At 67.1% G+C, this 22,360-nt stretch carries 27 protein-coding genes and 1 pseudogene; 18 read left to right on the forward strand and 10 right to left on the reverse strand.

The genetic code is table 11. The features are described from left to right. Positions 1-218: 218 nt before the first annotated feature. From KIH74_RS15115 to KIH74_RS36400, 3 genes and pseudogenes are all read left to right on the forward strand, one after another. The gene (locus KIH74_RS15115; RefSeq protein ID WP_214156557.1) at positions 219-1,550 is read left to right on the forward strand and encodes a helix-turn-helix domain-containing protein; all 1,332 of its coding nucleotides are present in this window, start codon (positions 219-221) and stop codon (positions 1,548-1,550) included. Between the two features lie 74 nt (positions 1,551-1,624). Continuing rightward, positions 1,625-2,215 (forward strand): hypothetical protein, encoded by a 591-nt coding sequence (locus tag KIH74_RS15120; protein ID WP_214156558.1) that lies wholly within the window; start codon positions 1,625-1,627, stop codon positions 2,213-2,215. An 86-nt stretch (positions 2,216-2,301) separates the two neighbouring features. Further along, positions 2,302-2,893, forward strand: a pseudogene (locus tag KIH74_RS36400) (sugar O-acetyltransferase). 7 nt (positions 2,894-2,900) lie between these two features. Here the strand turns inward: KIH74_RS36400 and bla are convergent. Continuing rightward, positions 2,901-3,842: a class A beta-lactamase gene (gene bla, locus KIH74_RS36405; protein ID WP_246572345.1), complete on the reverse strand. Its 942-nt coding sequence runs from the start codon at positions 3,840-3,842 to the stop codon at positions 2,901-2,903. Positions 3,843-3,968: 126 nt separating this feature from the next. Between bla and KIH74_RS15130 the strand changes: the two genes are divergently transcribed. The 3 genes from KIH74_RS15130 to trxA are packed head-to-tail and all read left to right on the forward strand — an operon-like array spanning position 3,969 to position 6,091. Next, the gene (locus tag KIH74_RS15130; protein WP_214156560.1) at positions 3,969-4,844 is read left to right on the forward strand and encodes a LysR family transcriptional regulator; all 876 of its coding nucleotides are present in this window, start codon (positions 3,969-3,971) and stop codon (positions 4,842-4,844) included. Further along, positions 4,841-5,740 carry a serine hydrolase gene (locus KIH74_RS15135; protein WP_214156561.1) on the forward strand — a complete coding sequence of 300 codons (900 nt, stop codon included), beginning with the start codon at positions 4,841-4,843 and terminating at the stop codon, positions 5,738-5,740. The genes KIH74_RS15130 and KIH74_RS15135 overlap by 4 nt, the downstream gene beginning before the upstream one ends. A 24-nt stretch (positions 5,741-5,764) precedes the next feature. Beyond that, positions 5,765-6,091, forward strand: coding sequence for a thioredoxin (gene trxA / locus KIH74_RS15140; RefSeq protein ID WP_214156562.1), 327 nt, complete (start codon positions 5,765-5,767; stop codon positions 6,089-6,091). Positions 6,092-6,140: 49 nt separating this feature from the next. On the opposite strand, the gene KIH74_RS15145 is transcribed toward trxA, so the two are convergent. Beyond that, positions 6,141-6,614, reverse strand: a complete 474-nt coding sequence (locus tag KIH74_RS15145; protein ID WP_214156563.1) for a Rossmann-fold NAD(P)-binding domain-containing protein — start codon at positions 6,612-6,614, stop codon at positions 6,141-6,143. Here KIH74_RS15145 and KIH74_RS15150 point away from each other — a divergent pair. Together KIH74_RS15150 and KIH74_RS15155 are read left to right on the forward strand one after the other, a co-directional pair. Further along, positions 6,577-7,143 carry a hypothetical protein gene (locus KIH74_RS15150; protein WP_214156564.1) on the forward strand — a complete coding sequence of 189 codons (567 nt, stop codon included), beginning with the start codon at positions 6,577-6,579 and terminating at the stop codon, positions 7,141-7,143. The two genes, KIH74_RS15145 and KIH74_RS15150, sit on opposite strands and share 38 nt — an antisense overlap. Before the next feature lie 101 nt (positions 7,144-7,244). Continuing rightward, complete coding sequence (locus KIH74_RS15155) at positions 7,245-7,958, forward strand: hypothetical protein (RefSeq protein ID WP_214156565.1); 714 nt, start codon at positions 7,245-7,247, stop codon at positions 7,956-7,958. Positions 7,959-8,396: 438 nt separating this feature from the next. Here KIH74_RS15155 and KIH74_RS15160 read toward each other — a convergent pair whose 3' ends face one another. Next, complete coding sequence (locus KIH74_RS15160) at positions 8,397-8,603, reverse strand: DUF397 domain-containing protein (RefSeq protein ID WP_214156566.1); 207 nt, start codon at positions 8,601-8,603, stop codon at positions 8,397-8,399. Then, positions 8,600-9,439 (reverse strand): DUF5753 domain-containing protein, encoded by an 840-nt coding sequence (locus KIH74_RS15165; protein ID WP_214156567.1) that lies wholly within the window; start codon positions 9,437-9,439, stop codon positions 8,600-8,602. The genes KIH74_RS15160 and KIH74_RS15165 overlap by 4 nt, the downstream gene beginning before the upstream one ends. A 258-nt stretch (positions 9,440-9,697) precedes the next feature. Between KIH74_RS15165 and KIH74_RS15170 the strand changes: the two genes are divergently transcribed. Continuing rightward, a complete protein-coding gene (locus KIH74_RS15170; protein ID WP_214156568.1) occupies positions 9,698-10,093 on the forward strand; it encodes a hypothetical protein in 396 nt (131 codons plus the stop codon). A gap of 101 nt (positions 10,094-10,194) precedes the next feature. On the opposite strand, the gene KIH74_RS15175 is transcribed toward KIH74_RS15170, so the two are convergent. From KIH74_RS15175 to KIH74_RS15185, 3 genes are read right to left on the reverse strand one after another with little or no spacing between them, the layout of a single operon-like run. Next, positions 10,195-10,347: a hypothetical protein gene (locus tag KIH74_RS15175; RefSeq protein WP_214156569.1), complete on the reverse strand. Its 153-nt coding sequence runs from the start codon at positions 10,345-10,347 to the stop codon at positions 10,195-10,197. 9 nt (positions 10,348-10,356) lie between these two features. After that, the gene (locus KIH74_RS15180) at positions 10,357-10,638 is read right to left on the reverse strand and encodes a hypothetical protein (RefSeq protein WP_214156570.1); all 282 of its coding nucleotides are present in this window, start codon (positions 10,636-10,638) and stop codon (positions 10,357-10,359) included. Further along, positions 10,638-10,847, reverse strand: a complete 210-nt coding sequence (locus KIH74_RS15185) for a hypothetical protein (RefSeq protein ID WP_214156571.1) — start codon at positions 10,845-10,847, stop codon at positions 10,638-10,640. The genes KIH74_RS15180 and KIH74_RS15185 overlap by 1 nt, the downstream gene beginning before the upstream one ends. 130 nt (positions 10,848-10,977) lie before the next feature. On the opposite strand from KIH74_RS15185, the gene KIH74_RS15190 reads away from it, so the two are divergent. Continuing rightward, positions 10,978-11,772: a L,D-transpeptidase family protein gene (locus KIH74_RS15190; protein WP_214156572.1), complete on the forward strand. Its 795-nt coding sequence runs from the start codon at positions 10,978-10,980 to the stop codon at positions 11,770-11,772. 456 nt (positions 11,773-12,228) lie between these two features. Here KIH74_RS15190 and KIH74_RS15195 read toward each other — a convergent pair whose 3' ends face one another. Further along, a complete protein-coding gene (locus tag KIH74_RS15195) occupies positions 12,229-12,624 on the reverse strand; it encodes a peptidase inhibitor family I36 protein (protein ID WP_214156573.1) in 396 nt (131 codons plus the stop codon). A gap of 687 nt (positions 12,625-13,311) precedes the next feature. Between KIH74_RS15195 and KIH74_RS15200 the strand changes: the two genes are divergently transcribed. From KIH74_RS15200 to KIH74_RS15235, 8 genes are all read left to right on the forward strand, one after another. After that, complete coding sequence (locus KIH74_RS15200; protein ID WP_214156574.1) at positions 13,312-13,767, forward strand: hypothetical protein; 456 nt, start codon at positions 13,312-13,314, stop codon at positions 13,765-13,767. Between the two features lie 254 nt (positions 13,768-14,021). Next, positions 14,022-14,279, forward strand: a complete 258-nt coding sequence (locus KIH74_RS15205; protein WP_214156575.1) for a hypothetical protein — start codon at positions 14,022-14,024, stop codon at positions 14,277-14,279. Between the two features lie 32 nt (positions 14,280-14,311). Continuing rightward, positions 14,312-15,235 (forward strand): 3-oxoacyl-[acyl-carrier-protein] synthase III C-terminal domain-containing protein, encoded by a 924-nt coding sequence (locus KIH74_RS15210; protein ID WP_214156576.1) that lies wholly within the window; start codon positions 14,312-14,314, stop codon positions 15,233-15,235. Next, positions 15,226-15,789, forward strand: coding sequence for a hypothetical protein (locus tag KIH74_RS15215; RefSeq protein ID WP_214156577.1), 564 nt, complete (start codon positions 15,226-15,228; stop codon positions 15,787-15,789). The genes KIH74_RS15210 and KIH74_RS15215 overlap by 10 nt, the downstream gene beginning before the upstream one ends. A 39-nt stretch (positions 15,790-15,828) precedes the next feature. After that, on the forward strand, positions 15,829-16,701 hold the full coding sequence (locus KIH74_RS15220; RefSeq protein WP_214156578.1) for a diiron oxygenase: 873 nt from the start codon (positions 15,829-15,831) through the stop codon (positions 16,699-16,701). Then, positions 16,698-17,546 (forward strand): class I SAM-dependent methyltransferase, encoded by an 849-nt coding sequence (locus KIH74_RS15225; protein WP_214156579.1) that lies wholly within the window; start codon positions 16,698-16,700, stop codon positions 17,544-17,546. Before KIH74_RS15220 ends, KIH74_RS15225 begins: the two co-directional genes overlap by 4 nt. Then, positions 17,530-18,951 carry an AMP-binding protein gene (locus KIH74_RS15230; protein ID WP_214156580.1) on the forward strand — a complete coding sequence of 474 codons (1,422 nt, stop codon included), beginning with the start codon at positions 17,530-17,532 and terminating at the stop codon, positions 18,949-18,951. The genes KIH74_RS15225 and KIH74_RS15230 overlap by 17 nt, the downstream gene beginning before the upstream one ends. Next, positions 18,948-20,396: an MFS transporter gene (locus tag KIH74_RS15235; RefSeq protein WP_214156581.1), complete on the forward strand. Its 1,449-nt coding sequence runs from the start codon at positions 18,948-18,950 to the stop codon at positions 20,394-20,396. Before KIH74_RS15230 ends, KIH74_RS15235 begins: the two co-directional genes overlap by 4 nt. Positions 20,397-20,437: 41 nt before the next feature. Here the strand turns inward: KIH74_RS15235 and KIH74_RS15240 are convergent, their stop codons facing one another. Both KIH74_RS15240 and KIH74_RS15245 read right to left on the reverse strand, forming a co-directional pair. Continuing rightward, a complete protein-coding gene (locus KIH74_RS15240; protein WP_214156582.1) occupies positions 20,438-21,547 on the reverse strand; it encodes an epoxide hydrolase family protein in 1,110 nt (369 codons plus the stop codon). Continuing rightward, entirely contained in the window at positions 21,544-22,284 is a 741-nt protein-coding gene (locus KIH74_RS15245) for an SDR family NAD(P)-dependent oxidoreductase (protein WP_214156583.1), read from the reverse strand. Before KIH74_RS15245 ends, KIH74_RS15240 begins: the two co-directional genes overlap by 4 nt. Positions 22,285-22,360 lie beyond the last annotated feature (76 nt).

The raw sequence follows: 22,360 nt of genomic DNA on the forward strand, positions 1-22,360 counted from the left end.
TGGTGCCTCGACCCCGGAAGAAGCATCACCCGGAGCACGTCGGGAGCCGATGGAGTGAGACCGGGACTTGGATCGCAATTTTGCATTGGCACAGTTGCGATCACTGCTACGGTGGACACCGTCGGCAGATGACAACAGCGCCATGACCAGTCGCGAGCATCCGGCGGTGGTGGCGGGGCACCCCATGGACGGGGTGCCGAGGGCGAGGAGGAGTTCTCATGGCACGAGAGATGACGGATCGCGAAGCTGCTGAGCTACTGGGCCTGACGGTCCTGCCACCGATCGATGAGCCTTCGTCCTCGGTCCCGGAGATCGATACCGGGATCGGGACGCGCGTACGCCAGGCCCGTCAACGCTCGGGCCTGAGCGCGGCGGTGGTTGCCCAGGAGGCAGGTCTGACCCCGGACAAGCTCTCGAAGATCGAGCATGGCAAGCGCCGGATCGCCCCGGCCGAACTGGCGGGCCTGGCTCAAGCATTGAAAGTGTCACTGGCCTGGCTCCTGGACCAGGCGACATCGTCAAGGTCTTCCCTCGCCCTGGCTCATCGGGTCTCTGCCGATTCCCAGGCTCTCGCCAGTTCACCGGCCCGCGAGCGCGCTGTCGCGTTGCTGGAGGCTGAAGATCGCCTGGCCAGGAAGGTTCCCTTGACCCAGCGGCGACTCTCGCCGGCCGGTGCCATGATCGGCAATCTGGTGCCGGCCGACCCGCCGCGCTATCCGGACATGCCGCGGACCAAGACCGAAGCCCGTCGCCAGGGCAGGGCGCTGGCCGAGGAGGTGCGACGTGTCCTGGAGCTGGGAAGTGCGGGGATCAATGACCTGCCGGCGCTGATCGAGATGCACTTCGCCGCCGATGTCCTGTTGAGCCCTCTGGGCGACAGCAGCGACGGACTGTGCGCGCACGACGCCGAGGCTGATGATCACCACGCCCTGCTGGTCGTGAACACGGACTACCCGCTGGGGCGCACCCGGTTCACCCTGGCGCATGAATTGGGGCACCACCTGCTCCGTGACGCTCGCGAGGTCATCGAAGAGGATCAGGACCAGATGTACTCCAACGGGTACGTCGAGCAGCGGGTCAACTCGTTCGCCGGCCACCTCCTCCTGCCCGTCAGGTCGGTCAACGCCGCCCTGACTTGGCTTGACGCCACCGGAGCCGACCTGGTCGAGCAGAACGCGCGAGGCCGGCTGGCCCTGGGGTATCTGATGGTTCTGCACGGTGTTTCGATGCCGTGCGCGCTACAGCAGGTGCTCGAGACTGGGGTGATCACCCTGAATCAAAAACAAAGCCTGACCAAGTCGTTGCGCTCGAGCGATCTGGTGCGCGCGGCAGCTCCTCTGGTCGGTGACCGACCCGGCCCGGAAAAGATTCTGCGACAGAACCGCCCGCCGGCCCGGCTTGCCACGGCCGTCATCGACGCCGCCCGGTCGGGCAGTGTCGGCATGAACACCGTCAGCGTGATACTCGGCCGTCCCGACGACGAATCCCTCTACGACGAAGTGATGTTCGGGCCCGAGGCCGTACCCGTCGCGATCAAGGAGGAGGATTGATTTCCGGTTCCCCTCCCGGAAGATCGCAGTGTCCGCCGAGCATCTGGTTTGTTGACACGGCGACCCTGTTGTCCATGGCTGTTGATGACCGCATCAGGGATGCGGTCCTGGACGAAATCGGCCAGGACCGAGTGATCATCATCGATGTGATCTACACCGAACTGCGCAGGCGCCAGCGTTTTCCTGAAACCTCACGCCTGGCTCGCAAGGCCCTGGCTTCGATCCCCGATCACTGGCTGAGAATAGATTCCTCGAATCACGTGACGATCGGAGACATCGCACCCGTTCAGAACGACATCCGTGACGGTCGGCCTGCCAAGCACGACAAGGAGCACTGGGCCGAGTCCACGATCATCGCCATGTGTCAGCAGTCAGCGAACTCGAGCAGCGCGTATCTCTCGGTCAAGGTGCTGTTTTCGGAAGATCGTGACGGCCGCCGTGTGGCGGACACGGTGCCGAACATGATGGCGGTGTCCATTCACGGTCTTTTCCTGGATCGGGTCCTCGGAGGTCGGATGAGCGCGGACGAAGCCCAAGATCTCGCTCTGGTGCTGAACCGCGTGAAACGCGGACCCGAGGTCACGGCCGAGGACTTCCTGGATCCGACGGGCCGTTTGCTCGGTGAGGTTGCATCTCCTGCACGTCGGCCGCGCAGGGGCACGTGACGAAGGCCCCCACATGCCTGTCCGAGTGGCAACCAGTCGGCCTTGTTCCGCTTGCCGCCGGCATCGATCACGCACAGAATGCCGCCGTGGCGAACGACGAGCAGGAAATCCTCGCGCGCATTCATCAGGGCCGCATCTACTCCGAGTCCGAAGCGTCGTTCCAGGCTCCCCGGCGCCGCACCGAACTGATCTTCGAATACAACCACACCCCACCCGCTGCGGCTGACCGGCGCCGGGAACTGCTCGTCGCGATTCTCGGCTCGGTGGGAGAGCGCACCGTGCTGCTCCCACCGTTCCACGCCGGGTTCGGCAGCAACGTCCACATCGGTGACGACTTCTTCGGCAACGTCAATCTCACCCTCGTCGACGACGTGGACATCCGCATCGGCGACGGCGTCATGATCGCGCCCAGCGTCACCCTGACCACGACAGGGCACCCGGTACACCCCGACCGCCGGGTCGATTTCGCGCGATTCTCCGAGCCCATCGTGCTCGAGGACAAGGTCTGGATCGGCAGCAACGCGGTTGTCCTGCCCGGCGTCCGGATCGGCTACGGCTCGGTGATCGGGGCCGGTAGCGTGGTGAGCCACGACATCCCGCCCATGGTGGTCGCGGTCGGCACCCCCCTGCCGGGTGCTGCGCGACATCACCCACGACGATCTGCGCACCCGCGCATGACCACCGGTCAGCCCAGTTGCCCGATCACGACCCTCGTCGCCTCGGCGATCAGGGCGTCGTCGTACGCCGCGTCCTGCTCGTCCCGGTCGGACAGAACAGCCAGGACGATCGGGGCCGACTCCGGCGGCCACAGCACGGCGATGTCGTTGCGGGTGCCGTAACCGCCAGCGCCGGTCTTGTCACCGACCGCCCAGTCCGTCGGCACCCCGGCCCGAATCAGCTTGTCGCCCGTCGTGTTCCGCTTCAGCAGATCGGTCAGCTCGGCCCGGTCACCGTTGCTCAGGGCCGAGCCCAGGACGAGCTTGCGCAGATCCGTCGCCAGCGCCCTCGGCGTGCTGGTGTCACGGACGTCGCCCGGCGTCGCCTCGTTCAGGTCCGGCTCGGTCCGGTCCATGTGCGTGGTGCGGTCACCCATGCGCTCCAGGGCCCCGTCGACCGCCGCCGGACCACCGAGCTCCTCGAAAATCAGGTTGGCCGCGGTGTTGTCGCTGTACCGCACCGACGCGTCGGCCAGTTCGCGCAGGGTCATGCCCTCGCTCACGTGCGTCTCGGTGATCGGCGCGTAGTCGAGCAGGTCGGACTCGTCGTAGTGAATCACGGTGTCCATCTGCGCATCGGTGAGTTGCTGGAGCAGCACGCCGGCCTGAAGCGCCTTGAACGTCGAGGCGTACGCGAAACGCTCGTCGGCGTGGAAGGCCACCGTCTCGCCGGTGCCCGTGTCGATCGCGAACACCCCCAGGGACGCGTCGAACGTCTTCTCCAGAGCCCGGAACGAACTGCTGGTGGACGCACCAAGCGGCTGTGTCGTCGAGTCCACCGGGGCGGTGGTGGCGGTGGTGGCCGAGGTGGCGGTGACCGCCTCGGCCTGGGCGCTGGGGCCCGCCGCACACCCGAACAGCACCGTGCACGTGGCGGCAGCACCGGCGAGACGTCGCGCGCTGACGATCATGATGAATGGCCTTCCCGTCGGTCGATCCCCTGAACCAGGGCCGTGAGCAGCAGCCTGCTGGCCCCCGTCCATGCCGTCCAATGCTTCCGCGGCCGGATCAATGCTCTCTCGGCATAGCATAAGGTGGTGGATGTTCTCGAAGGATGTCGCGCCTTCGTGGGCGTCAGCGAGTACGGCGGCTTCTCCCAGGCCGCGGCCGCCGCCCGCCTGCCCCAGTCCGTCATCAGCCGCCGGGTCGCGGCGCTGGAGAAGCATCTGGGCGAGCGCCTGTTCGAGCGGACCTCTCGCAGCGTGACTCTCACCCCGTTCGGCGCCGACATGCTGCCGTCGGCCAAACGCCTGACCCGCCTGGCCGACGACCTCCAGCACGATGCCGAACGCGCCCGCCGCCGGCCCTTCCGCCTCGCCGTCCCCGACACCTGCGGCACCGCCGACCTGGCCCGCCTGGAGGCCGGGGCCCGCCACGAAGGCGTCTACCTCGACCTGGTCCCGGCCGGGCCCGCCGAACGCGCCGAACTGGCCCGCGCGCTGGCGGTCCGGGCCGCCCTGATCGCTGTTCCGCCCGATCAGGGCGTCTGGGCGGTCACGCTGGGACTGGCCGGCACCACCGAACCCGCGACCGACGTCCTTCATCTGGAATCCCTGCGCCCCGGTCGATCCCGGGCCACCGCCCGTGGCCGGGTGGTGTGGGTCCAGCCGGAGGACGATGTCCCGCACGTGCGCGATCGGCTCACCCGGGTGCGTGACGCGGTAGCGCTGAAGCCGGCCCAGGTGGCCGTGGCCGCCACCCTCACCACCGCGCTCGCCGAGGTGCTCGGATCCTCCGACCTGCTGCTGTGCTCACCGTCGCAGGCAGCCGAACTGGGCCTGGTCTGGCGGCCGATCGGTGAGGTCCAGCTGGCCCGTGGTTACAGCGTTTCCGCGCTCGCCGGCACGGACACCGAGCGTCTTCGCGGGCCCCTGCGCCCCCTGATCGCCCGATGCCTGGGAGCCGAACGATGAGCCGGACCCGGTTGATCCGGCGACTGCGCGAGTTGCTGGAGGAGGGCGGGCTGCACGGCTCGTTCCTCGTGCGGGATCTCGACACCGGTGATGAGATCGGCCTGGAGCCGGATCTGGAGTTCCCGGCGGCCTCGCTGGTCAAGGTGCCGCTGGCCCTGGCCACGCTGGACCGCATCCGTACCGGCGAACTCGACGGCGCCGCCCCGTTGACCGTGCGGCCGGGCCGGCTCGACGTCCCCGGCCCGACCGGCCTGAGCAGGTTCCGGCACCCGGCCACCATCGCCCTGGACGACCTGCTGTATCTGAGCGTCTGCCTCAGCGACACCACGGCCGCCGACGTCCTGCTCGGGCTCACCCCGCCCGCCGCCGTCACCGCGTTCCTGCGTGAGCACGGCCAGACCGGCATCACGGTTCGGCATGCGCTGCACGATCTCTCGGACACCCCGGCCGAACGGTTCGGGGCATCGGAACTGCATCTGGCGCACTCCCTCGCCATCGGCGCCGGCACGGCCGGACGCGGTCATCCCGTGCCACAATTGGACGTCAGCCGGGCGAATTCCGGCTCGGCGCGCGCCTTCACCGACCTCCTCCAGGCCGTCTGGCGTCCCCAATCCATCGACGCGACGGTGGCCGCACGGATGCGTGACCTGATGGCGAACAACCTGATCCGGCAACGCCTGGCGCCCGACTTCGCGTCCGACGCGTCCCGCTGGTCGTCCAAGACCGGCACCCTGCTCAACCTCCGTCACGAGGTCGGGGTGGTCGAGCACGCCGACGGTCAGACCTTCGCCGTGGCCGCGCTGACCGAGTCGAGCGTGGCGGCCAGCATTCAGCCGGGCGCGGAGGCCCTGATGGCGGCGGTGGCCCGGGAACTGCGCGACCATCTCCGACACTGACTCACCCCAGGAAGAGGAAAAGACATGCCCGCAGTACGTTCCGTCACCGATGCCTCGTTCGTCGAGGCGGTCCTGCTCGCCGAGGGCCCGGTCCTGGTCGACTTCTGGGCACCGTGGTGCCGGCCCTGCCGGGCCATCTCCCCCATGGTCGAGCAGTTCGCCGCGCGGCACCCGGGAAAGGTCACCGTGGTGAAGATGAACGTCGACGAGAACCGCGAGACGTCGGGCACCTACGGGATCACGACCATCCCGACCATCATGCTGTTCCGCAGCGGACGCCCGGGGCGGTCGGTCGTCGGGGCTCTGCCCAAAAAGGCCTTGGAGAAGCGGTTACGCGACATGCTCGGGTAACCGGCCCTGACGGGGAGTGCTTACGACGTCGGGACGATCGGCTGTCGGATCAGAGACCGACCATGGCGGCGCTCCGGTTCCATACCGCCTCGACCAGTTCTCCGTCGTGCATCTGGGGATTGGTCTGACACCTGGTCGCAGGCTTGGTCCGGGCATGAAGGCGTCCGGGCTGCCAGGTGGTTCCGGGCGTGCCGTCGGCGAAGAAGGCCAGGTGCGAACCGCCCCGCTCCGGAGAGATGAGGGCGAGGCGGCGCAGAGGGGTGCGATACATGAGCCTGGAGATCCGGCTGCTGGTCTCCGAGGCGAAGTTGGTGGCGACGTTACCCGGGTCGAACGCGACCGGCCGGATCCCGGTGTCGCCGTGGCGAGCCTGGAGGCCGAGGGTGAACAGCACGTTGAGCAGCGTGGCATCGGCATAGGCCCGCAGCGGGCTGTACCTTCTCTCGTGCTCGAGGTCGTCGAAACAGGCCGAGCACGGAAATGTCTTGGAGACGATCGAGACCTGGGACCGTGTCGGCCGCAAGCTGCCCTGGATCGGCTACGGAATCACGCTGACAGACGTCGGCTACGACCTGACCCATGGAAAGGGTGTGGAGAAAACCATCCTCAGCGCAACCGCGGGTGGCACCGCCGGCGCTCTGGCCGGTGGTACCACGTCAGCCGTCGTAGGCTTCGCCGGGGCTGCGGGCGCCGGAGCCGCAACCGGAGCAGCCGGAGGATCAGTGGTACCTGTGGCCGGAACAATCGTCGGCGCCTTGATCGGAGCAGGTGTCAGCCTCGCTGCCAGTGGCCGCTTCGACGCCGCCTATGACAAGCAGGCATTGAAGTACAAGGAAGAGGGCCGAAACGGCTCGGTTGCTTTGAACACTCTGAAGGACGTCGGCGGAAGTGTCGAGGACAAGGTCTTGGCCTCCACCGAAAAGCTGCTCGGTGATGAAGCAGCTGACAAGCTGGGCGATGCCAGCGAGCGCACCAAGGAGGAATGGGGATTCCGAGCCGAGAACGAGGACGCCCAGTTGCCGGAAGACAACCAAGTACGGAAAGCATATTGAGAACTGACCTGGTCCTGGCACACGAGCCGCCGAAGGACTGGCCCCAGCCCCTTCGATCTGGACGCAAGATCGCAGGCGTCCTGGTACTTGCGGTTGTCGTTTTGGTCTCCCTGTCCCTGACTGTTGACGACGTCCAGCATGGAGGCATTCTCAAAGCGACGACCTCCGTAGCAGCCACGGCCTACTTCGCCTTGATCCTGACCATGATCGTCCAAGGCATGGGGCGCGCCCGGCCGACGAGAAGGCCCCCGCGACCGGCAGCGAACGACATCGGTGAGCCAGGTATCGCTTTCTTCCTTCCCTGGCGAGGCTTCATCGTTCTTTTGCTCGTCATGGGGTCCACCGCGATCGTCCTGGTTCGATACGGAGTGCGCTTCGCCTCATCAGGCACGACCGGTGGGGTCGCCATCGCAGCGGTCTCCTGTGCTGCTGCCGGCTTCCTGGTGTGGTTCACCGCCCACCTCGCCCAGCGCGGTCGGGGACGGCTGGTCCTCACCCTCAGCGGTGTCTACTACCGCATCGGCGGTAACGATCTGTACGCGCCATGGGAAAGCATCACCGACGTACGCGTGTGGAACGGCCCGGTTCCGTCGTTCGTGGTCGACATCAAACCGTCGCCATTGCTCAGAGGCCACAACTCGCTCGGCCGGTGGGGACACGACGTCATGAAGCATCCGGTGATGGCCCTGCAAGCGAATGTCTGGCACGAGCAGACGGTGCCCGCCTACCGCGCTACCTGCTACTACTTCGAGAACCCGGACATGCGGAACGAACTCGCCATGGAGGAACAGGGGCGCGGCGACGAACATCCGTAACGTCATCATTGCCCCATGCCTGCGGACCGGCCGCCTCCGCGGACGTGCTGCGCGAACAGCGCCTGAGGATGCCGACCTACCAGAGCAGTCTCCCTGCCGGCACCGGCGGCAAGATCAAGCGCAGTTACCCGTAACATCGCTCTCGAACGCCTTGGCCCGCACCGTCATATCGTTGCTCATCCTACGTACCCCTCGAAAGATAAGTGACCGGAGATGAAGCGGTGAGGCATCGTTTTCCTGGCGGTCGGTCCTCTGGGGGCGATCATCAATCAGCTCGCGTCGCGGCAGTTTCCGGATTCCAGGGGCGGCCCTGACATCGGCGGAGGGCTGTTGCAAATTCTGTTCTACGCCATGGCCATCGCCGGAGCAGTCATCCTCGCTCGCTCCTGGCTGTCGAAACGCGACTGACACGCTGAGAAGTCGCTCCGAGGTGCCGACTCAGCCGCCCAGGAGTCCATCGAACTCCCCAGCCCTGGCAGCCTTCAGCCACGCCGCGAACCCCGATGCGTCAACTTCGAGGACGCCGGTGGCGGGCTTCTTGGAGTCCCTCACCCGCACGGTCCCGGCCAGCCCGCACATCTCCACGCAGTCGCCCGTCGCGTCACTCTTGGACGCCTTGACCCACACCGCTTCTTCACTGCTCATCGCGTGTACTCCCTGATCGGTATCGACATCCCCAGAATGATGTCGAGGCGCTCCTTGAAATCCTCGACCACCTCAGGGTCTTCACTGCATTCCGCCCCGCTGTAGCCCTCTGCGTAGGAGAACGACGGTTCGTCTACCCGCGCCGGAAAATCCAGGACGATGAACTGTCCCCGCCCACCTGGATGTGCACCCGCCGAGAACGGCAACACGAAGACGTCCACATCCTCGCGACCATCCAGCCCGACGAGGTACTCGACCTGTTCGCGCATCGTCTGAGATCCGCCGACCTGCCGGGTGAGCACCTCTTCACCGAGCACCACACGGAACTGGGCCCCGTGCCCGATCACGCGTTCCTGGCGCTGCTTGCGGATGTCGGCCAGGCGCTGGGCCGCGGACATGGTCAGGCCCGGGGCGGCGTCGAACACCGCCCGCTGGTAGCTCGGCGACTGCACCAGCCCGGGCACCAGCAGAGGACTGAAAATATCGATGCGAGAGGCAATCTCTTCCAGCTCCAGCAACGTGGTGAAGCCGGGCGTGGTCGGCAGGGTCCGCCCCTGCTGCTCGTACCAGGTGGGCTTGCTGCTGGCCCCCGCCAGCTCGACCATGCGCTCGCGCAGCTCGTCGTCAGCACCGAGGCGCCGGCAGACCCAGTCGACCGTCGCCTGGTTGGGCAGCGACTGCCGGTTCTTCCACCGGTTCCACGACGAGCGTCGCGGCAGGCCCAGATCCGTCAGTTGCTCGTAGGTGAGCCCCGATTCGTCCTTGAGCTTCATCAGATGCCGGGCCAGCGCGCGCCGCGCGCTCCCCGTCCGCCCCATCGTCGCAGTCCCCGTCATGCCCCCTGATGGTAGAACGAAGCGGGCATTCCTGACCGCATGACGGTCTCATCCCTGTCCCGCATGCGCGAGGCCGCGACGGGACAATGACACTGCAATCCTCCGGACACCACAGTGCTGTCAGGACATCGGCCCTCCACCCGCCTCGCAACGGCGGTGCAGCACGGGCGCGATGTCCTCCCGGTCTCCGTGCGAGCACCTTCCCTCCGCTCGCTCGCGCGGAGACCGGTGCCAGCATCGTTTTCAAGGGGGCCCGGCATGCGCGAGATCGAGCATCCAGAAGGTGGCCGCTGGCTCAGGTCGTCGGTGGTCGACGACGAGGCCGTCGACCACGAGCGCCAGATCGGCGCCGTGGTGGTGACCGGCGACGTCGTCCGCGTCAGGGTGGCCCAGCGGGTTGACTTCGACCTGCTGGCCAGCCCTGTCGTCACCCGCCCGTGGCCGCCGCGGATCACCGTGGGCGAGATGTTCGAGATGAACGCGGCGCAGGCTCGCGAGCTGGCCGAACAGTTGTGGGACGCCGCTGTGGTCGCCGACGAGGTGGACGGACGGCGTCCGCCGGGAGCCGCCATCCGGACGTCCGTCGCCTCGATCGTCCGTGACGGGATGCAACCCGGCTCGCCGGTCGCGGCGGCCCACCCGGAGCATGAGTGAAGAGACGGTTCCGGTTAGCCATGATTCGGACGCCCAGCACGTAGGTCTCCCCCCGGATTGCCGCCCCACCCAAGAGCCGCCTCGGAGACCCGGTCGAGCTGCTATATGAGGTGCGCACCGAGCAGTCCCGCCGGGCACACCCGCCGCTCGAGCTCCGCCCAGGACACGAGGCGCTGCCGGTAGGTGTCGCGAGAAACCTCCCAGAGCGCGACCGCCGAGTGGTTGAACACCGAAATACCTTCCGGCATGTTCATTTTCAGGTTTTACTCGACCGCCGCAGCTCCCGGGGGCGCCGCTGCACCCGCGTGCTCGGGACCACCGATCCACACGAGCGTCAGCCGGCCGGCGATCCGGGGCTCGATCAGCAGGGCGCCGGCCACGTCGGTCAGTCCACCGTCGGCCGCGACGTACAGGGGCAGGTCGGTGTCGTCGCGCATGGCCTCCGCCACGATCGCCTCCGCCGCCGGTGAGACGATCGGCTCGGTCGGCGAGGTGAGACCGACGTTCGAGCCCGCGACGACGGGGACCCGGCCGCCCTGCCCCATCAACTCGAGCCGCTCCGCGCGGCGACCCGAGAAGCGTTGTCTGCCTGGACGTCCGTGGGATCGAACCCGTCACCGGGACTCAGGTGGGACCCGATGACGAACGGAATCTCGGCCGAGGGTGACAGCACGTAGTGCGCCAGCTGGAACAGGTCGTCCGGGTCGCCGGAGAAGTCGTTGTCGACGATGACCCGCAGGCGTGGGGTGGTCATGCCGACCGACGCTACTCCGTTATCGCCTTTGACAGCATTCGCATCGTTAAAGGCACTAATGTCCCGCTCATCGGGCACCGACACGCGTCGATCCGCCCGATCATTCGTGCACCTGCGGCGGGAGCCGATCATGAAGAGAACCAGCACCATCACCCGTCTGTCGCTGGCAGCAGCGCTGACCGCTGCACTGACGGTCGTGAGCCCCATCGGTGCGCTGGCCGCCGGCCAGCCCACCGCCTCTGTCACCCAGGCTGTTTCGGTCACGGATGCCTCTCCGGCGTCCACCACCACGACGGTCACGAGAACGGTGACGGCTGCGACCAAGCACCCGACGCTACGTCCGGGCAGTTCCGGAAAGGCGGTCCGCACGCTCCAGAAGCAGCTCAACGCGCTCGGTTACTGGGCCGGTGGCAAGGCCGACGGCGAATACGGCACGAACACCCAGCAGGCCGTGATGGCCCTGCAGAAGGTGGCGGGCCTGCCCCGGAGCGGGGTGGCCGGGCCGAAGGTCTGGAAGGCGCTGGCCAAGGGGGTGCGGCCGAAAGCCCGCAGCTCCCAGGGCCATGTCATCGAGATCGGCAAGAAGCGCCAGGTGCTGAAGGTCGTGAACAACGGCAAGGTGGCGTACACGGTCAACACCTCCACCGGCAGCGGAAAGAAGTACACCAGCCAGGGGTCGACCCACATCGCCTCGACCCCCAGCGGGCACTACAAGGTGTACCGGCAGATCAACGGGTACCGGCACGCCGCACTGGGTGTGCTGTACCGGCCGAAGTACTTCAACGGCGGGATCGCCGTGCACGGTTCCAACTCCGTGCCGGCCTACGCCGCCTCCCACGGTTGCGCCCGGGTGACCGACGCGGTCATGGACTGGCTCTGGGGCCAGGGCAAGATGCCGATCGGGACCAGCGTCTGGGTGTACTGACCGGCTCGTGAAGGCCCGTCGTGCTGAGGCACGGCGGGCCTTTCGGTGTGCTGGGCCGGGCGGACCGCGTGATCCGCAGCAACCGCGAAACCGGCCGACACGACGGCGAGAACGTCCACCTCTGCGCCGACCCTCGTGCCCTGCATCCAGGTCGGCCAGGCAGGCTCACGAGTACCGGACTCGGCGGGCTGTGCGCGCGCTGGCCGGCCGGCACCGTCAGGGTCGTCGCCCCGGACGTCCGCATCGCCGACTGGCGCATCTGGACGCCCCGGTGATCACCGCCACCGAGGCCAAAGGCCTGAGAGTGGGACGCCACGCTGCTCGTCGGCCCGCAGGGCATTAGTGACGAGCAGCGTGGCTGGAACCGCCTCTATGCGGCGCTCACCGGCTGCGCCCAAGAGCTGGAACAGCTACTGCCCCCGGAAGTTCCCCCGCGAACACTCCGTGATCAGCTGATCAGCAGGAGTAGAGCTTGTAGCTCTCAGCGTCGTCGTTGAAGTTGTAGCCCGTCTTCATGTTCGGCAGGTAGGTGTGCGGGCGCAGCGTGAGGGTGCGACCGGTCCAACCGTCGTTCGAGTACAGGGTCAGGCAGTACTTGGTGGCGTTCAGCACGGAGGAGATCTCGTTGTCCCCGTTCCACGCCGGAATCTCCCACTTGCCGGTTTTGGCGCCCGAGCGGGTCACCCAGTTGTCGCCCTGTGCACCGCCGTCTTCCCACATACACACCTGGCCAGCCTGGTTGCAGTCGGCGTAGCCACGGGTCGCGGCCTGCGCCGCGGGCGTCGCGACGGTGAACATCCCGGCCGCGGCCAGCAACCCCACCAGGGCCAGCCGCACGCTCTTCTTCGACATACCGTCGTTCTCCTTACGCAGATCTTCCCTGATCGCAGCCCCGGAGGAAGGCATGCGAAAACTGATACCCCTTGACCACTCCCAGCATCCAGACATGACAATGCCCGGCACCGAGAGCCAGAAAAGGTGTCAGCCCAGCCGAACTCACCCCCCGGCTGGGCATCCGGGACAGAGCTTCTCAACTAGCAACGAATTTGGCAACCTTCACCTTCATCACACGTGAACCAGGGCCCCTGCGCCGTCATCCTCAATCCGGCGGCCGAGCCGAACCCCCAGGTCAGGCGAGGCCTCGAACGCCTGGCGGAAAGGGACACCACCACCGTCTACCCGCTGCTCCTGCACCTGCTCGACCAGCGCGCGACCGGATCTACCGACGACGAGACCGCGGCCCGAACCCTCACTGTCATCGAATCGTTCCTCTTACGAAGACTTTTGAGCGGCCGGGCCACTCCCACCCGGCACCGAATCCCCATCGGGTGCTCCAGGCGATCGGCACCGTCTCACTGTCCTTCCAGTGGCGGGAAGCCGACCGCGACGACGACCCACTCGACCTCCTGCGCCAGGAAGGCGTGCACATCGACAGCTCGGGCCGAGCCGACCCGGCCCAGCGCATCACGGCCGAGGAACTGGCCGAGCTGATCGGCCTCTCCCCCGAAACCCTCGACGTGCTGCCCAATCCGGACCCCGGTGCGGACGTGGAGCTGCGCGACCGATTCGTCGAGCAGCGCCGAACAGGTCTGGGCAACGACCCGGCAAACCTTCCTCACCCAGGTCGTAGGCCCCCACCTCGAGTCCCTCTGCCGAGCATTCGCCCTGGAAGGCGGCGCCTCCGTCTTCCACGAGCAACCCGCCGAAATCGGTTCCGGCACCGTCAACGACCCCGGCAACCGGACCCAGATCGACATCGACGTGGTCGCACTCGCCGCCCCGCAGGCCAACGCTCCCCGGCGGATCGTGTCACTGGGAGAGGCCAAGTGGGGCGAGGTCATCGGTCACCATCACCTGAAACGTCTGGAGACCGCTCGCGATCTGCTGGGAAAGAAGGGCTACGACACCGAATCCACGGTGCTGGCTCTCTACGGAGGCGCCGGCTTCACGGACGAACTTACAGCCACCACGGTGACGGATGATCAGTGCCGGTGAACGTCTCACCGCCCGAGATCGTCGTGTACTCGGCATCTCCCGCGTTCAGGTTGCCCGGATCGGGAATGCGCCCGAGCACCAGCTGCCCGGCATTGTTCGGTCAGGACAACGCCGACCGGAGCCGAAATACCGTGGCAAGTTTTCACAAGCTTGAAACGCCGCAAGGTCTGATTATTAACGGCCATGCGCTGGGAGCAGCGACGACCGCTTGGTAACCTGACGTCGTCGGAATGCCTGCAACGGTGAGGGACAGCGTGTCGCAGATCAATGAGACCGCACCGATCGACAAGGTCCGCCAGTGGATTCAGAACAGGAATCCCGATCATGTAGTCCAGATGGACGACGACCTGATTAAGCAACGACTCATTGACTCGCTTGCCTTTACCGAGCTCCTGTACGTCATCGAAGACAGTCTCGGTGGCATCGAGATCGACTTCGATGCGCTTCCCGACAACACTTTCAGATCATTGCGGAGCATTGAGGAAGTGCTGTTCACGCGAGCGTCGCAGTGACGTCACTGGCGTTGGTCGATATCGCCGTCACGGTGGAGAGTTCCCGCTGGGCACTCAAGGATCTCGCCCCGCGGGTCGGTCTGACCAGGGTGGATGCCGGGGTCTTCCGCTCGGTCCAGGGCCTGAGGACGATTCCGTGGTCGCCCACCGGTAACACCCTCGAACTCATCGAGCCCCCGGTCCGGGCCGTGCTCGCCCGGAACCCGGAGGCCGACGTCCGGCACGTGCTCTACGCACACACCATGCCGTCGACCACACCGGACGACCTGAACCCGGCCACGTACATCCGCGACATCGTCGGCAACCAGGCGACGGCCACCAACATCGGTCAGCAGGCCTGCGTCAGCGGCCTGGCCGCGCTGGAGGTCGCCGATCTGCTGCTGGCGACCGACGACAGCAAGGATGCCGGGCACGCTCTCATCGTGACCGGTGAACGCGCCTATCACTCCGACATCCAGATCACGCGAGGCACCCATGTCATGGGCGAGGCCGGCGCCGCGGTCCTCGTCCGGCGCAGCGACGAGAGGTCGATCGCGAAACCGGTTCTCGTGAGTCAGGCCGCCCGCACGTTCGGTCGCTACAGCTCGGGCCTGCGGATGAACGCCCAGGAACTGGAGCAGTTCGGCACCGAACTCACCGGCCTTCAGGTGGACGTGATGCACGAGGCGCTGTCCCTGGCCGGCGCCACGTTCGACGACATCGAACTGATAGTGCCCCACAACGTCAACGTTCCCACCTGGCAGGCGGTCACCGAACGTCTGGGCAAGCCAAAGGATTTCGTGTATCTGGAGAACATCCCGCGGTACAGCCACTGCTTCTCCAGCGACATCTTCCTCAACCTTCGCGACATCCACGACACCCTGACCCTGCGACCGGACAGGCTGTACCTGCTGGCCGCCGTGGGCATCGGTTCCACCGTGGGCGCAGCTGTCCTGCGCGGTGGCCGATGGGGATGATCTTCCACAACTTCCGGCAGAGCTGCGACGGTACGACCGGAAGCGGCAACCCGTCGCAGGCCCACCTCTATCCGGCCCTCACCCGCAACTATCCGGCAGCATCGCCGGTCCGGACGCGACAGGTCACCGATGTCGGGGGCGTCGTCGATGCCCTGTACCGGAAGACGCCGGTGCACGCCGACGTGTCCGCCGTCGTCCTGATCACCACGGGTCCGGAGCAGGACCAGTTCGGGGTGAGCGGGGCTCTGGCGTCGTCCGGTCTGCGGGGCGATCCGCGGGTCATCGGTTTCGACCGGGTCGGCGGCATCGACGACGTTCTGCTGGTGCTCGACGTCGTCGCCGGCCTGGCCCGTCAGAACCCGGCACGGGTCGTGTCCTTGTGCGCGGTCGGCACGTCGTCACGCGAGCGCCCGGCGGAAGGTTTCCACACTGTCGGGGTGGCGGCCGAATACCTCCATCCAGGTTCTGCGCCGGTGGATTCCGGCCGTTTCGACGGCGCACGGCCAGGGGATCCGATCGGCTTCGTGAAGAGCGTCATGCTCGGCCGTCGTTAGAGCGAATTCCCGCTGTCGAACTCATCCGAGGGGACTTTCATGTCCGGTTCCGGCGTGATCATTTCCGATCGTCTCGATGACCTGCTGGCCAGGCTGAGCCAGCGGTCGATCGACGACTACTACAATCCCTACAAGTTGTTCGACTGGCCGGAGTCGATACCGACGACCTCGCCGTGGATGAGCCCCGAACTCACCACGTGGAGCGGTACCGAAGCCGGCCGAGACCTGGACCAGGAAACCCAGATCGCGCTATCCCGGTTCGAGTCGGCCAATTTCTACAGCCTCAACGTGCACGGAATCCGGGAGCTCCTGGTGGAGGTCGTGAACCGGATTCATACACCGGATTTCGCGCGCCTGTCGGAGTTCTTCCACCATTTCATCGGTGAGGAGAACGAGCACATGTGGTTCTTCGCGGAATTCTGCCAGCGGTACGTCGGTCGCATCTACCGGGCCCCGGCCGGAGGCGTCCAGGCCATCCCCGAGGGCGAGCCGGCGACCGTCATCGTATTCGCCCGGATCCTCATCTTCGAAGAACTGGTGGACGCGTTCAACACCCGGATGGCAGAGGACGAGACGCTCCACCCGACCATCCGGGCCATCAACCGGATCCACCATCAGGACGAGTCGCGGCACATCGCCTTCGGCCGGGAGATCGTCAAGCTCCTGTTCACCCGGTACAAGGCCGAGCACTCCGCCGACGAGGTGCGCCAACTCCAGCAGTACCTGAGCAACTACATCGACTACAGTTTCAGGTCGCTCTTCAACCCGTCGGTCTACCGTGACGCCGGCATCCCCGAACCCGTGCGGTTCCGCACCAGGCTGATCGAAGATCCACGATCGGCCGTCTACCGTGACCGCCTGATGCGCAAGACCCTGAAGTTCTTGCAGCGTGAGGAGTTGCTGTCCGCATGAGCGGTGTTACTGATTCCCTGCAACCGGTTTCGCGTACGGCTCTGTGGACAGCCGCAGCCCGAGCCGCCGAATCGCGACATCCGGCAGCCTTGTTCGACGACCCACTGGCCGGGGCTCTGGCCGGGACCGAGGGCCCTCAGTTACTGACGAGATACGACAGCACGGTCACGGCCCTGTTCGTCGCGATCCGCACAGCGGTCATCGACCAGTTCTTCCGTGACTCCGTCTGCTCCCAGATCGTGCTCCTGGCTGCTGGCCTCGACACCCGGGCGTACCGGATCCCCCGGCCCGGGCCGACGGAGGTCTTCGAGGTCGACCACGAGGCGCTCCAGCGCTACAAGACGGCGACGATCGGCGACCGAGCGCCTCTGCCCGGCTACGACGTGCGCCACGTCGGATCCGATCTGGCGGCCGGCGACTGGGACGTTGCGCTGGGGCAGGCCGGTTTCGATCCGGAGCGGCCGACGTTGTGGATCGCGGAAGGACTGTTGTTCTTCCTGCCCGAGACCGACGCGTCGGCACTGCTGAAGAAGGCACACGGCGCCTCGGCCCCGGGAAGCGAGCTGGTCGTCGACTTCACGAGCCGCGCCAGTCTCCGAAACCCCTACGCAGCGGAGTTTCTCGCCCGTCTGGCGGAAGACGGGAACCCCTGGCTGTTCGGGACGGATCAACCCGAGGAATTCCTGGCCGCAGCCGGCTGGGCGGCGACCTCGGTGCTGGAGCCCGGGGCCACGCAACAGGGCGACGACCGCTGGCCGTACCCGGTCGAACCGAGGGCCAACCGGTATGCTCCGCGGAACTGGATCTCCCACAGCCGGTGGATCGCGGATGACTCACTCGCCTGAGGACGTCGGTGCCACCTTCGCTGCGTTCGCCGAGGCGGTCTCGGAGAACCCGACGGGAGCCGCGGTGGAGTTCGGCAACCGGAAATCCCTGACCTACGCCGAGGTTTACCGGCTGGTTCAGGAGGAGGCGACCCTTCTGCGGGCCGCGGGAGTGCGGCAGGGATCTCGGGTCCTCCTCGACGTCGCCAACCGTTCCCGCGGCGTCCTCGGGTATTTGACCCTCCAGAGCGTCGGCGCCGTACCGGTCCCGGCCGATCTGACGAGAGGGGTACAGGATCGGATCGACTCGATGATCCAGGACACCGGGGCGAGCCATCGCTATTCGTTCGGCCAGGGCACCGAGTCGTCGATCGCCGCGATCCAGGGCCTGCCCGAACCGCCGTCCGAGAGCGAATTCGCGCTCGACTACGTGCTCTTCACCTCCGGGACGACCGGCCGGCCCAAGGGCGTCCCGATCTCGCGTGACAACGTCCGGGCCTACGTCGCCGCGTTGTCACACCTGTACCCCGAACGGAGCGGAGCACGGGTGTCCGCGACCTTCGACCTGACGTTCGACCTGTCGGTCCACGACATGCTCCTGGCCTGGACCCGGAGGGCGACACTGGTCTTCCCCGGGGTCAGAGAGGTCAACGACCCCGTCCGGTACATCACCCGCAGGCAGCTGACACACTGGTTCTCGGTACCGTCGATGATCCGGTTGCTGCCCTCCGGCCCACCGGCCCGGAACCTGGAGGCCGGCGGATCGTCCCTGGAGATCGCCATGTTCTGCGGGGAGGCCCTGCGGACCGGTGATGCGCTGGCCTGGCGAGGCATCGTCCCGGCCAGCCGGCTCCTCAATCTCTACGGCCCCACCGAAATGACCATCAGCTGCATCTCCCACGAGGTCACGACCATCGACACGAGCCGGCCCACCATCCCGATCGGGCGTCCCTACCCGGGTGTCGAGGTGTCGCTGGACGAGCGCGGAGCACTGTCGACCGCCGGACCGCAACGCTTTCCGGGGTATCTGAGAGACGGAACCGTGCAGGATCCAGGGTCTGTCTGGTACGAAACCGGCGACCTGGTGCGTCACCACCCCGCCGGTCTGGAGTTCGTCGGCCGGGCCGACGACCAGCTGAAGGTGCGCGGATTCCGGATCGAGCCGCTCGACGTCGAACACGGCGTCTCGGTGGCCTGCCCGCACCTGGGCGGCGTGGTAGTGGTGGAAAGGGACGGAGAATTGCTGGCGCTCCACACCGGTGGCGCCGACACCCGCATCGACCGGGCGGCCGTCGGCGAGCACCTGCCCTCTTACATGATCCCGGATCGGTTCGTCCGGGTCGAGGCGTTACCCATGAACGGAAACGGCAAAGTGGATCGTGCGGCAGCATCGCGAATGGTCGAGAAGCAAGGTCTTGTCACATGACCGAACAGGCCGTCGCGGCCACGACGTCGGGGCGGCGGTACCGGCTGCTGCTCCCGACGATCCTCCTGGGGAACGCGCTGAACGTGATCGACGCGTTCATCGTCAATGTCGCCGCGCCCACGGTGGCCAGGGATCTGCATGCGAGCTCGGGCGAGCTGATCCTCATCATCTCCGGGTACAGCATCGCCTACGCCTGTTTCCTCTCCACCGGGGGCCAGCTCGGCGACCTGTTCGGGCACCGCACGATGTTCGTCTGGGGCATGGCCGGTTTCGTGGTCTCGTCCGCCTTCGCCGGGCTGATCTCCGACCCGGCCCTGCTCGTGGCCGGCCGGGTTCTCCAGGGCCTGGCCGCGGCGGCGGTGGTGCCCCAGGTCCTGGCGATGATCACCACGTACTTCGAGGGACCCGAACGAACTCGCGCCCTGTCCGTTTTCGGCATCGTGATGGGCGTTGCCGGAGCGACCGCGCAGTTGCTGGGGGGCTTGCTGGTCACGGCGTTGTCCTGGCGAGCCGTGTTCCTGTTCAACGTCCCGGTGGCCGTCATCGGTGTGGCCCTGGCGCTGTGGATCATCCCGGCGGACGTCGTCGACCGGCGCCGTGGATCAGCGGCCGCACGGACGGACCCGGTCGGTTCCCTCCTGCTCGCCGGCGCGCTGTCGGCGGTGCTGGTTCCGTCGGCGTTCCTGTCGATCACCGGGTTCGACCTGCGCTGGTGGCTGTTGTTCGCGTTCACGCTCGTTCTGGCCGGCGTGCTGATCGTTCGCTCCCGCCGACGGGAGGTGCGGGGCAGGCGCTCGATCGTGAGCCTGACGGTGCTGCGTTCGCGGAGCTTCTCCCACGGGGCGGTGGGCGCGTTCTTCCTGTTCTTCGCCTACGCCGGGGTGATGCTGGTGTCGACGATCGCGCTCCAGCAGGTGGCCGGATTCGGTTCCCTGGCAGCAGGATTCATTCTGGTGACGTATTCACTGGGCTTTCTGCTGGGTTCCTGGCTGACCCGGGCCTACGCGCAGTCCCTGCGTCAGTGGATCTACGCCATCGGTGGGGCGGCCTTCGCCCTCGGATGCGTCGGGTTCTCGGCCACCGCCCTGGTGGTGGACGATCTGAGGAACGGTGGTGCGGCGATCGCCGTTTCGTTGCTGGTCGCCGGATTCGGGCAGTCCACGTTGATGGTTCCGCTGATGGGATCGTCGCTGGCCGACGTCGGCGCGACCGAACGCGGGATCGCCGCCGGCATGTGGGGCACCAATCAGCAGGTGGCCATCTCGGTCGGCACCGTCGTGTCCGGAACGGTCTTCTACGCGCTCGTCGACGGCATCGGGGCCGGCGGGGCGGTGGTCGCGGTGTACCTCTTGCTCGCGGGGGCATGCGCCGTGGCAGGAACCTGGATGACGTACTCAGTACGTCGTGTCGTCCACGGGCAGGACCGGTGCGGCCCGCACCGCTGACCGACGGCGGGGCGAGGTCCACCCGCCCCGTCGTCGGCCCGTCAGCCCAGCGGGCCGAAGAACGCTGCGATGTCGTCGGCCAGCAGGCCGGGTTCCTCGTGGGCGGCGAAGTGCCCGCCCCGCGGCATCACGGTGTAACGGGTCACGTTGTAGGAGCGTTCGGCCCAGCTGCGGGGTGCCGGGCCTCCGACGTCGGCGGGGAACAGGGCGACAGCCGTCGGCACCTCGACCTGGCCGAGAGGCGGCAGCAGGGCCCGCTCGTAGTACGGGCGGAACGACGTGGAGATCGTGTTGGTGAACCAGTACAGCGAGGCCTGGGTGAGCAGGAAGTCATCGCTGAAGCGGGTGGAGACGTCACCGCCGCAGTCACTCCAGGCCCGGTACTTCTCCAGGATCCAGCCGAGCAGTCCGGCCGGTGAGTCGGACAGGCCCTGCGCCAGCGTGAGCGGGCGGGTGCGCTGCTGAGCCGAATAGGCGCCCTCGGTCGCGAACCAGACCGCGTACGCGTCCAGATAAGCCTTTTCCTCGGCGGTCAGGCCGGCCGGGTCGAACGACGGCGGGTTGCCGACCCCCAGCACGTGGATGCCGGCCACGGCTTCCGGGTGGGCCTGCCCGAGCCGGATGGTGATCTCGGCGCCGAGGTCCGCGCCGTGGGCGCCGTACCGGGCGAAACCCAGCTCTTCGCGCATGAGCTGGTGCCACAGCTCGTGTGTGGGTTCCGCTACGCCGAATCCCGGACGCTGCGGGGAGAAACCGAAACCGGGCAGCGAGGGGACGATCACGGTGAACGCGGTGTCCGGGTCACCGCCGTGGCGCGAGGGTTCCGACAGTCGCTGGGCCAGCTCGACCAGTTCGAGGAACGAGCTCGGCCAGCCGTTGGTCAGCAGCAGCGGGAGCCGGCCGTCCCGCTCGGCGTCGAATCGCAGGTAGTGCACGGGCGTTCCGGCGATGTCCGCGAAACGGGACGGCAGGGCATTGATCGAGGCCTCGTGCCGGCGCCAGTCGTACCCCGAGGCCCAGTAGGTGACGAGACGACGTAACTCCTCACTGTCGGTTCCGGCCTCCCAGGCCGGGGTTCCCCAGGGAGCCGCCCATCGCGTCCTCAAAAGACGGTCGCGCAGGTCGTCGAGATCGGTGTCGGAGACGTTCATCGCGAGACGTCCTCATCGGTGAAACGGTCGGCGAGCCGGAACTCGCCAGGCTCCATCTCCGGCATGTCCTGGTGGAAGAGCTCCGCCTGGTCGCGGGTGGTGTGCAGTTGCCAGTACAGGTCGGCGATCCGGTCCGGCTCCGAGTCCGGGCGCCCCTGGCCGATGAACGCGAGGATCGAGACGTGACCGGCGTGGACACCGGTTCCGGCCAGCGAGCTGTTCAGGGCGAGCATCCAGTTGCGCAGGGCCGCCGCGGCGATGGTCTGATTGGCGATCTGCGGCACCACGACCGGGCCCGAGCCCGCACCGCTGGTGACCAGGACGGTGCCGGAGCCCCGCTCGATCATGCCGGGCAGCACCTGCTGGACGGCCGTCACACCACCGAAGAGGTAGAGGTCGAGCTGCGAGCGGATGGACTCGACACTCACCTCACGAGCCTCCACGAAGGGTGCGCGGCCGATGTCGGCGGGCGACGGGGCGGGCGAGTACTCCAGCACCTCGATCGGCCCCAGGGTCTCCTCCGCCTCCTTGAGCGCCTGGGCGAGGGCCGACCGATCGGTGATGTCCGCAGGGAACACCCCGACCCGGGTTCCGTGCTCCGCCAGGCGCGCGGCGGTGGCCTCCAGCTTCGCCCGGTTGCGGGCGATCAGGGCCACGGTGAAACCCTCTCGGGCGAAGCGTTTCCCGATGGCCTCCCCGAGCTGCGGCCCGGCTCCGACAATAGCGATGGTACTCATGTGCTCACTCTCCGTCCGCGCGTCGTTCCTTGATGCGCAGGGATTTACGCTAGGAGCCAGAGCCGGGCGGGGCTTG

The sequence above is a fragment of the Kineosporia corallincola genome, from assembly GCF_018499875.1.
Classification (GTDB): Bacteria; Actinomycetota; Actinomycetes; order Actinomycetales; family Kineosporiaceae; genus Kineosporia; species Kineosporia corallincola.